Source organism: Amycolatopsis sp. (assembly GCF_036008905.1).
Taxonomy (GTDB): Bacteria; Actinomycetota; Actinomycetes; order Mycobacteriales; family Pseudonocardiaceae; genus Amycolatopsis.
Genome location: NZ_DASYMU010000215.1, coordinates 44460 through 52696 on the forward strand (window position 1 = coordinate 44460; position 8237 = coordinate 52696).

An 8237-nucleotide genomic window follows, 5' to 3' on the forward strand; every position below is an offset into this window, starting at 1 on the left:
GTCCATGTCCTTATTACCCGATTCTGCCAGGACGGCTGTGGCGGCCGCCGCGCCAGCGTCACTTGTCCCCCTGCCCGGGCGGGAGAAAACCGGTGGCCGCTGAACAGGCAAGACGGCGAAAATGAGGCATGGACGATCGTGGCGCGCTGGCCAGGGTGCTGAGGCAGGCCGACGACGAGGTGCTGGATCTGCTCGCCGGTCTGCCCGGTGCCGACCTGACCACCTTGTTGCTGGAGGCGATGCGGCTGCGCGCCGGCAAGCTGTCCGCGCCGGACGTGCTGCGCCGGTACCGCGACGACAGGTTCGCGACCCCGGCGAGTGTGCCGTTCGGCCGGTTGCGGCGGACCGAAGACAACGCGCTGGCCGCGTTGCCACCCGAATTCGAGGTGCTGACCTTGGCGCCGGTGGCGCCGCTCGGGACGCACTCAGTACTCGCCACGGTCGACCAGAACAAGGTGGTGTCGACGATCCGCGGCAGCGAAGTGGCCGCCGATCCCACCAACGCCATGGCACTCGAAGCGGCGCACCGGCGCGGCGGGCTCAGCGATCCGCGGTCGGCCGAAGTGGTCCGGCTCGCCGCACTTCAGCGCGTGGTGCGCGCACAGCGGTTCGGCGGCCGGGCAAGCTTCGCGCATTTCGCGCTGCTCGGACTGGTCTCCGCAGGACGCGACACCGGAAACCTCGCGTTCGAGCGGCAGCACGCCGTCGAACACGTGCGGGCCACGGCCGACGCGGTCCGTGCGTGCGGCGCGGGGCGGCTCGAACTCCGGCTCACCGTTCTGGACCCGCGCTTCTCGCCGGTGGTGGAAGCGATCCGGGACGCCCTGCCCGGGGTCGACGTCGTCGACGATCCGGGCAGGGAATCCGGCCGTGGCTACTACTCGGGGTTCTGTTTCAAGCTGTACTGCGCGGACGGGGACGAGTGGTTCGACGTCGCGGACGGCGGTTTCGTGGACTGGACGCAGAAGCTGCTCACCAATCGCAAGGAACGCCTGATCATCAGCGGTGTCGGCCTCGACCGGCTCGCGACTCTGGCTACGGAGCCGCCGAACGCAGCGTCAGCACGGTGATCTCGCTCGGCGCGAAGACCCGCAGCGGCGGACCCCAGAACCCGCTCCCCCGGCTCGTGTACAGCTGTGTCCGCTCACCGTGGCGGCTCAGCCCGTGCACCGACGGCTGGTCGAGCCGCACGAGATAGTGGAACGGCCAGATCTGGCCGCCGTGGGTGTGCCCGGAGATCTGCAGGTCGACGCCCGCGCTCACGGCGGCGGCGATCTGCTTGGGCTGATGCGCGACGAGCAGCACCGGCGCGTCCGGATCGGTCCCGGCCAGCGCCTTGCTCAGGTTCGCGCCGTGCCCGGGGAGGTGCGACGCCTCCGCGGTGGCGTCGTCGACGCCCGCGACGACCAGCCGGTCTCCCCCGCGCTCCACGACGACATGCTTGTTGTGCAACGGCTCCCAGCCGAGCTCGCCCATGTGGTCGAGCCAGCCCTGCGCCTCACCGAAGTACTCGTGGTTCCCGGTTACGTACACTTTGGACAGTCGCGCCCGTACCGTGCCGAGCGGCGCGGCCTGCCCACGGCGTTGAGCCACCGTGCCGTCGGCGATGTCCCCGGCGTGGATCGCGATGTCGGCGTCCAGGTCGTTGACGGCCGCGGCCAGCTTCTCCGTCCACTTGGTCCGGTTGATCGGGCCGAGATGGGTGTCGGTCACGATGACGACCCGCGTCCCGTCGAGCCCCTTGCCCAGGCGCGGGATGACGACGTCGAGGGCTTTGGCGCGCGGCAGGCGCATGGCTTCGGTGTAGCCCCAGATCACCAGGGTCACCGCCACCACCGCGACGAACACGGCCACGATCCGCGCGCGGTTCGGGTTTTCGACGCCGGCGATGGCCAGCGCCAGCCGCAGGATGTCACCCAGCAGGGTCCAGACGAACAGCACCCAGATCACGCCGAGGATGGTGTCGCCGGTGCGCGCGGCCCAATCACGCCCGTGGCGCCGATGTCCGAGATACATCATCACCGGCAACGCGACGAGCGCGGCCGCGAACACGATCGTGCCCGCCAGCACCATGGGGAACGGCCAATCCATGGGCGAGAACACGAGCGCCCACCACGGCAGCGCGAACAGCAGGACGAGCACGGCGACGATCAGTACGCCGATCAGGACGCGACGGAACAGTTTCACGGTCGCACCAGCTGACGCACTGCCTCGGTGACGACGAGACGGCGGGCCTTCTTGGTGGTGACGAACTTGACCGAGGCGAAGTCCGGATTGGCGTCGGTCCACACGGTCGCGATCACCATGATCAGCGACAGCAGTCCGCCCGCCGGGATATGTCTGGGAATTTTTCCGTCCTCCTGTGCCTGGGTGAGAAGTGCGATCTTGTCGCGATGCGCCTGCAGCACCAGCGCCGGGATCGCCTGCTCCTCCCCGCGTTCGAGCCGGTGCCATGCGGACATGCGGACGATTTCCTGCGACTGCCAGAACCGGTCGAACAACCGCCCGGCATAAGCGGGCAGGTCACCGACGTCGATCGGCACCTCGTCGACCGTGCGGTTCGTCACCAGGTCGTACGCGGCGTCGAACAGCTGCTCCTTGTTGCCGAAGTACGTGTAGATCAGAGCCTTGTTGGCGGGGGCCGTCGCGGCGATCCGATCGATCCGCGCGCCCGCGATGCCGTAGACGGAGAACTCGGCAATGGCGGCCTTCAGCAGGCGTTGCCGGGTTTCTTCAGCGTCTCTGACCATGACCCGACCCTAACCGACCACCCGAAGGTGCTTTTCCGAAACGACCCGCCGATAAGAGACCACTGGTACGCTAACCTGGCCGGAGCCTATCTTTCTAGTTAGTTACATAGCTCGACGGAGTCGCGACATGAAGGTGATCCTGTTCGGTGCCACCGGCATGGTCGGACAAGGCGTGCTACTGGAATGCCTGCACGATCCGGTGGTCGAGAGCGTGCTCGTCGTCGGCCGGTCGTCGACCGGGGTGGACCACGGAAAACTGCGGGAAATCCTGCTGCCGGACCTTACGGAGCTGTCCTCGATCGAGGCGGAACTGAGCGGGCAGGACGCGTGTTTCTTTCCGCTCGGCACCAGTTCCGCCGGGATGAGCGAAGAGGCGTACCGGAAGATCACCTACGACCTGACGCTGTCGGTCGCCGAAACGCTGGCTCGGCTCAACCCGGGCATGGTGTTCGTCTACGTCTCCGGCGCGGGTACCGACAGCAGCGAAAAGGGGCGCGTGCGGTGGGCGCGGATCAAGGGCGAGACCGAGAACGCGTTGCTCGCGCTGCCGCTGCGGGCGTACATGCTGCGGCCCGGATACATCCATCCGGTGCACGGCGTCCGGTCGAAAACCCGGCTGTACTCGGTGATCTACACCGTCGCGACCCCGCTCTACCACCTGCTGAAGCGCGTGCTGCCGAAGTACCTGATCACCACCGAACAGCTCGGGCGGTCCATGGTGCAGCTGGCCGAACACGGTTCCGAGGCACGGGTGCTGGAAAGCCCGGCCATCTACGCCGTCGCCCGCGACCGCGATTCCCTGGGCCGCTGAAGTACCGCCATCTGTCGACAGATGGCGATCCAGGCCTCGGTATGTTGCGGGGGTGAACGAAGCTGAGCAGGCCGTGGTCATCTACACCGATGGTGCGTGTTTGGGCAATCCCGGCCCGGGCGGCTGGGGCGCGGTGCTGAAGTACGGCGACCGCGAGAAGGACATGTGCGGCGGTGAAGCGGGCGAGACGACCAACAACCGGATGGAACTCACCGCGCCGATCATGGCGCTCGAAAGCCTGAAGCGGCCGGTCACGGTGATGCTGTACACGGACAGCACCTACGTCCGCAACGGCATCACGAAGTGGGTCGCGGGCTGGTCGAAGAACGGCTGGATGACGTCGGCGAAGCAGCCGGTCAAGAATGTCGACCTCTGGAAGCAGCTCGAAGCCGCGGTCAGCAGGCACGAGGTGGAATGGCACTGGGTCAAGGGCCACGCCGGGCACCCCGACAACGAGCGCGCCGACCGCCTGGCCGCCCGGGGGCTGCAGGAAGCTGTCGAAGCCGCCAAGTCAAAGCTCTGACAACGCTGCCGTGAGCTGCTCGCGCCCCAGCAAACGCTTCACGCGACGCTGCACACCGGCATGGGCTTCATCCTCGCGTTCCAGCGCGCCCACGACCATCGCCCGCCGCGGTGGCCGGATCCCGCGCACCCGCAGCAGTCCCATCTCGACTTCGCCGTGACCGACCTCGAGCAGGCTCATGCGGACGTCCTCGGGCTCGGCGCGAAGCCGCTCGAGCGCGGCGACGAAGACCGCAGCTGGCGGGTTTACGCCGACCCCGCGGGCCATCCCTTCTGTCTCGTCTGGGAGTGACACGACCTAGCCCGAGTACCTGGTACGGCCGCCGTTCCAGCAGGCCATCGGCGACCAGCGCCTTTCCCGTCGAAGTAGCTCAGCCCCCCACGCCTTCCGAGAAGATGATCGGGCGCACCTCGACACCGAGTCCCTCGATGCTCGCGTCGGGGATCATCGCGGCGAGCTCGTACGCGCGTTCCTTGCTCGCGCACTCGACCAGGTAGTACCCGGCCAGGTATTCCTTGGCCTCCAGGTACGGGCCGTCGGTGACCACGGGAACACCACCGCGGACGCGGACCGTCGCGCTTTCGGAGGGGGCCTGAAGGGCTGCGGTGCTGATCATCTCCCCCGAAGCCTTGATCGCGTCCATGAACGGGCCGTGGCCCTCCATGACCCCGTTCTTCTCCTCTTCGCTCAAGGAATCCCAGATCACGGGGTTGGTGTGCATGATCAGCAGGTACTTCATCTCGTCACTCCTCGAGGCAGTAGGGGTCCCGTCCGGGAACCTCATCACACCTCTGGTCGGAGCCGCATCCGGGTTCTCGACATCCGCGCCGTGTCAAATCCAAGTCGCGTCGAAGTTAAGAACGCGGGTCACCCTTGCGCCGGGGCGCTCGCGTGCAGTAATCGCATCATCACAACAGGAAAGGGTGGGTGCTGTTGATGATGCGATTCCCCGATTCCGGAAGACGAAGGTGGGCGGCCGCGTTGGTGGCCCTGCTCGGCTCGGGCCTCTTGGCCGGTTGTGCCGGCGAAAGCGCCGAAGACGCCAGAACCCTGGTGGTGTGGAGCCTGGAGAACCAGACGGACCGGGTCCGCGCGACCGAGCGGATCACCGGCCGGTTCACCCAGGAGACCGGGATCCCGGTCAAGCTCGTCGCCGTCGACGAGAACCAGTTCAGCCAGCTGATCATGTCCTCGGCCGCGGCGGGCAAACTGCCCGACGTCATCGGTGCCCTGCCGCTCACCGCGACCTGGCAGATGGCGGGCAACGAACTGCTCGACACCCAGGCCGGAAAAGAAATCGTCGACACGCTGGGGGCGTCCACCTTCTCACCCGGCGCGCTCGCGCTCACCCGCGACGGTGATCGGCAACTGGCGGTGCCCTCCGACGGCTGGGCGCAGATCCTCGTCTACCGCAAGGATCTCTTCGCCGCCGCCGGCCTCGGTGTGCCGGACACCTACGACAAGATCCGCCAAGCCGCCCAGGCACTGCACCGCGGCAGCATGTCCGGCATCTCGATGACGACTTCAGCCGCCGACGCCGGCACCGGCCAGGCCTTCGAGGGACTCGCCGTCGCGGGCGGCTGCGAACTCGTCGGCGACGACGGCGCCATCTCGCTGGCAGATCCCCGGTGCAAGGACACCTTCCGGTTCGTCGGCGACCTCGTTGGCAAGTACTCCCCACCGGGCACCCAGGACATCGACAGCACCCGGGCGACGTATTTCGCCGGGCAGTCGGCGATGATCGTCTGGTCTTCCTATCTGCTGGACGAGCTCGGTGGCCTGCGCGACGACGTTTCGCCGTCCTGCCCCGAGTGTGCGAGCGATCCCGGCTTCCTGGCCAGGAACAGCGGGGTGGTGAGCGCGATCAGCGGGCCCGGCCACGAACCCGCGCAGTACGGCGAACTCACGTCGTGGACGGTCCCGGTCGGGTCGAAACGCGAGCAGGCCAAGCGGTTCGTCGAATACATGATGGGCGAACAGGTCTACCCCGAGTGGCTCGGGATGGCGCCGGAAGGCAAGATCCCGGCGCGCCGGGGAACGGCCGCCGACCCACAGTTGTTCAGCAGAGCCTGGGAAAAGCTCCCGGCCGGGGTGGACAACCGCCGGCCGCTCGGCGAGATCTACCCGCTGGAGACGATCAGCGCACTGAGTCAAAGCCTGGATCGCTTCCACCGCTGGGGTTTCGCACAGGGGCAAGGCACGCTGATGGGCGCGACGCTGGGAGAACAGCCGGTGCCCAAGGCCGTCGCGTCGATGCTCAGTGGCACCGAACCGGACGAGGCCGCCGAGAACGCCGCGGACGACGTCCGCTCGATCCAGACCTCGCTGAGGTGAGCCGCGTGAAAACCTTGCGACAGCGGGAAAATCGTGCCGGACTGGCGTTGATCTCGCCGACGTTGCTGATCGTGCTGGCCGTCGTCGTCCTGCCGCTGCTGTGGACGGTGATCCTCGCCTTCCAGCGGATCCGGCTGCTCAACGTCCGCAGCACCGGGCTCTTCGAGAGCTACACCCTGCGCAACTTCGTCACCGTGTTCGGCTCACCGGGGTTCTGGAGCTCGATCGGGACGACCTTGACCTACGCCATCGGCGGCACGGTCCTGTCCATCGCGCTCGGCCTCGCCGCCGCGCTGGCCTTGCGAAAACCGTTCCGCGGCCGGGGTTTCCTGCGCAGCGCGATGCTGTTGCCATATGTGGCACCGGTGGTGGCCGTCGCGTTCGTCTGGGAGGTCATGCTCAGCCCGCAGTACGGGATCATCAACGAATGGGGGGCCGGCCTGCTCGGCTGGGACCGCCCGATCGCCTTCCTCACCCAGCGCGAGACCACGGTTTCGTTGCTGGGCCTGGACATCCCGATCCCGGTGGCGCTGCTGACGGTGATCGCGTTCGAGGGCTGGCGGTACTTCCCGTTCGCGTTCCTGTTCCTGCTGGCCAGACTGCAGGCCGTGCCCGCCGAGTTCGAGGAGGCCGCGCTGGTCGACGGCGCCACGCCGACGCAGCGGTTCCGGCACATCATCCTGCCGCAGCTGGCGCCGGTGATCGCGCTGCTGGCGATACTGCGGTTCGTCATGAACTTCACCAAGTTCGACGACGTCTACCTGCTCACCGGTGGCGCTTCGGGCACCGACGTGGCGAGCGTGCGGGTCTACAACTTCATCACCGCCCGCTTCGACGTCGGCGCCGCCGCGGCGCAGGCACTGGTGCTCGCCGCCGTCCTGATGCTCTTTCTCGCCGTGTACCTGAAATTCTTCGCTCCCGAACCGGAGGACAAGCGGTCATGATGAACCGGGACACCTTCGAGACCAAGCTTTTCGGCGTGCTGCGGTGGGTGGTCCTCGCCGGGCTCGCGCTGGCGACGCTGTTCCCCTTCTACTACATGATCCTGCTGTCCATCCGGCCGATCGAAGACCTGTTGCAGAACCCCGGGAAGCTCTGGGTGAGCTTCCCGGAATGGACCACGTCGACCTACGAAGACGTCCTGAAGTCCACAGATTCCGACGGCCAGGGCATGCTGAGCCTGCTGGGGAATTCGGCGATCGTGTCGCTCGGCACGATGCTGCTGACCCTGGTGATCTCGATCCCCGGGGCGTACGCGATCAGCAGGTTGCGGTTCTTCGGGCACAAGCAGATCCACTTCCTGTTCCTCGCGGTGTACCTGTTCCCGGCGGTGCTGCTGGCCGTGCCCCTGTTCGTGCTGTTCACGAAACTCGGGCTGCGGGACTCGCTGGTCGGCCTGATGATCGTCTACATCGCGCAGACGCTGCCGGTGTCGATCTACAGGCTGCGCAACTACCTGGTGACGATTCCGGCGGCGATCGAAGAAGCGGCGATGATCGACGGCTGTTCCCGGCGGCAGATCATCACACGGGTGACGATCCCGCTGGCGGCGCCGGCGATCGTGGCCACCGCGCTGTACGTGTTCATGATCGCCTGGAACGAATTCCTGTTCGCACTGCTGTTCCTGGTCGAGGACCGTTCCAAGTGGACGGTGTCACTCGGGCTGGCGCAGCTGTCCAACGGGGTCGAGGTGTCGAAGACGATTCTCATGGCGGGCTCCGTCGTCCCGACCGTCCCGATCGTGATCCTGTTCTACGCCGCGCAACGGTTCCTGACCGAGGGCCTCACCAGCGGCGCCGAAAAAGCCTGAGTCGTGGGT

The 8237-nt window shown here is 67.1% G+C and carries 10 protein-coding genes; 7 read left to right on the forward strand and 3 right to left on the reverse strand.

Annotated elements, in window-relative coordinates; all coding sequences use genetic code 11:
* Positions 1-128 precede the first annotated feature (128 nt).
* Positions 129-1070: a hypothetical protein gene (locus VGP60_RS34675; RefSeq protein ID WP_327552403.1), complete on the forward strand. Its 942-nt coding sequence runs from the start codon at positions 129-131 to the stop codon at positions 1068-1070.
* Here VGP60_RS34675 and VGP60_RS34680 read toward each other — a convergent pair.
* Together VGP60_RS34680 and VGP60_RS34685 are read right to left on the reverse strand one after the other, a co-directional pair.
* Positions 1036-2187, reverse strand: coding sequence for a metallophosphoesterase (locus VGP60_RS34680; protein WP_327552404.1), 1152 nt, complete (start codon positions 2185-2187; stop codon positions 1036-1038). The genes VGP60_RS34675 and VGP60_RS34680 overlap by 35 nt on opposite strands.
* Positions 2184-2750: a TetR family transcriptional regulator gene (locus tag VGP60_RS34685; RefSeq protein ID WP_327552405.1), complete on the reverse strand. Its 567-nt coding sequence runs from the start codon at positions 2748-2750 to the stop codon at positions 2184-2186. The genes VGP60_RS34680 and VGP60_RS34685 overlap by 4 nt, the downstream gene beginning before the upstream one ends.
* A gap of 127 nt (positions 2751-2877) precedes the next feature.
* Between VGP60_RS34685 and VGP60_RS34690 the strand changes: the two genes are divergently transcribed.
* Genes VGP60_RS34690 through VGP60_RS34700 form a run of 3 tightly spaced genes read left to right on the forward strand, consistent with a single transcriptional unit; the run spans position 2878 to position 4375 of the window.
* Complete coding sequence (locus VGP60_RS34690; protein ID WP_327552406.1) at positions 2878-3561, forward strand: epimerase; 684 nt, start codon at positions 2878-2880, stop codon at positions 3559-3561.
* A 52-nt stretch (positions 3562-3613) separates the two neighbouring features.
* Positions 3614-4084: a ribonuclease HI gene (gene rnhA, locus VGP60_RS34695; protein WP_327552407.1), complete on the forward strand. Its 471-nt coding sequence runs from the start codon at positions 3614-3616 to the stop codon at positions 4082-4084.
* 48 nt (positions 4085-4132) lie between these two features.
* Positions 4133-4375: a VOC family protein gene (locus tag VGP60_RS34700; protein WP_327552416.1), complete on the forward strand. Its 243-nt coding sequence runs from the start codon at positions 4133-4135 to the stop codon at positions 4373-4375.
* A gap of 79 nt (positions 4376-4454) precedes the next feature.
* Here the strand turns inward: VGP60_RS34700 and VGP60_RS34705 are convergent, their stop codons facing one another.
* Positions 4455-4823, reverse strand: coding sequence for a YciI family protein (locus VGP60_RS34705; RefSeq protein ID WP_327552408.1), 369 nt, complete (start codon positions 4821-4823; stop codon positions 4455-4457).
* A gap of 197 nt (positions 4824-5020) precedes the next feature.
* On the opposite strand from VGP60_RS34705, the gene VGP60_RS34710 reads away from it, so the two are divergent.
* Genes VGP60_RS34710 through VGP60_RS34720 form a run of 3 tightly spaced genes read left to right on the forward strand, consistent with a single transcriptional unit; the run spans position 5021 to position 8228 of the window.
* Entirely contained in the window at positions 5021-6418 is a 1398-nt protein-coding gene (locus tag VGP60_RS34710) for an ABC transporter substrate-binding protein (protein WP_327552409.1), read from the forward strand.
* Positions 6419-6423: 5 nt separating this feature from the next.
* Positions 6424-7362, forward strand: coding sequence for a sugar ABC transporter permease (locus VGP60_RS34715; protein ID WP_327552410.1), 939 nt, complete (start codon positions 6424-6426; stop codon positions 7360-7362).
* Positions 7359-8228: a carbohydrate ABC transporter permease gene (locus tag VGP60_RS34720; RefSeq protein ID WP_327552411.1), complete on the forward strand. Its 870-nt coding sequence runs from the start codon at positions 7359-7361 to the stop codon at positions 8226-8228. Before VGP60_RS34715 ends, VGP60_RS34720 begins: the two co-directional genes overlap by 4 nt.
* Positions 8229-8237 lie beyond the last annotated feature (9 nt).

What these genes read in the sequence shown, in the direction of transcription:
- VGP60_RS34675 (WP_327552403.1), top strand. Translation starts at nt 129, where the DNA reads ATGGACGATCGTGGCGCGCTGGCCAGGGTGCTGAGGCAGGCCGACGAC.
- VGP60_RS34685 (WP_327552405.1), bottom strand. Translation starts at nt 2,750, where the DNA reads ATGGTCAGAGACGCTGAAGAAACCCGGCAACGCCTGCTGAAGGCCGCC.
- VGP60_RS34690 (WP_327552406.1), top strand. Translation starts at nt 2,878, where the DNA reads ATGAAGGTGATCCTGTTCGGTGCCACCGGCATGGTCGGACAAGGCGTG.
- VGP60_RS34705 (WP_327552408.1), bottom strand. Translation starts at nt 4,823, where the DNA reads ATGAAGTACCTGCTGATCATGCACACCAACCCCGTGATCTGGGATTCC.
- VGP60_RS34710 (WP_327552409.1), top strand. Translation starts at nt 5,021, where the DNA reads ATGATGCGATTCCCCGATTCCGGAAGACGAAGGTGGGCGGCCGCGTTG.
- VGP60_RS34720 (WP_327552411.1), top strand. Translation starts at nt 7,359, where the DNA reads ATGATGAACCGGGACACCTTCGAGACCAAGCTTTTCGGCGTGCTGCGG.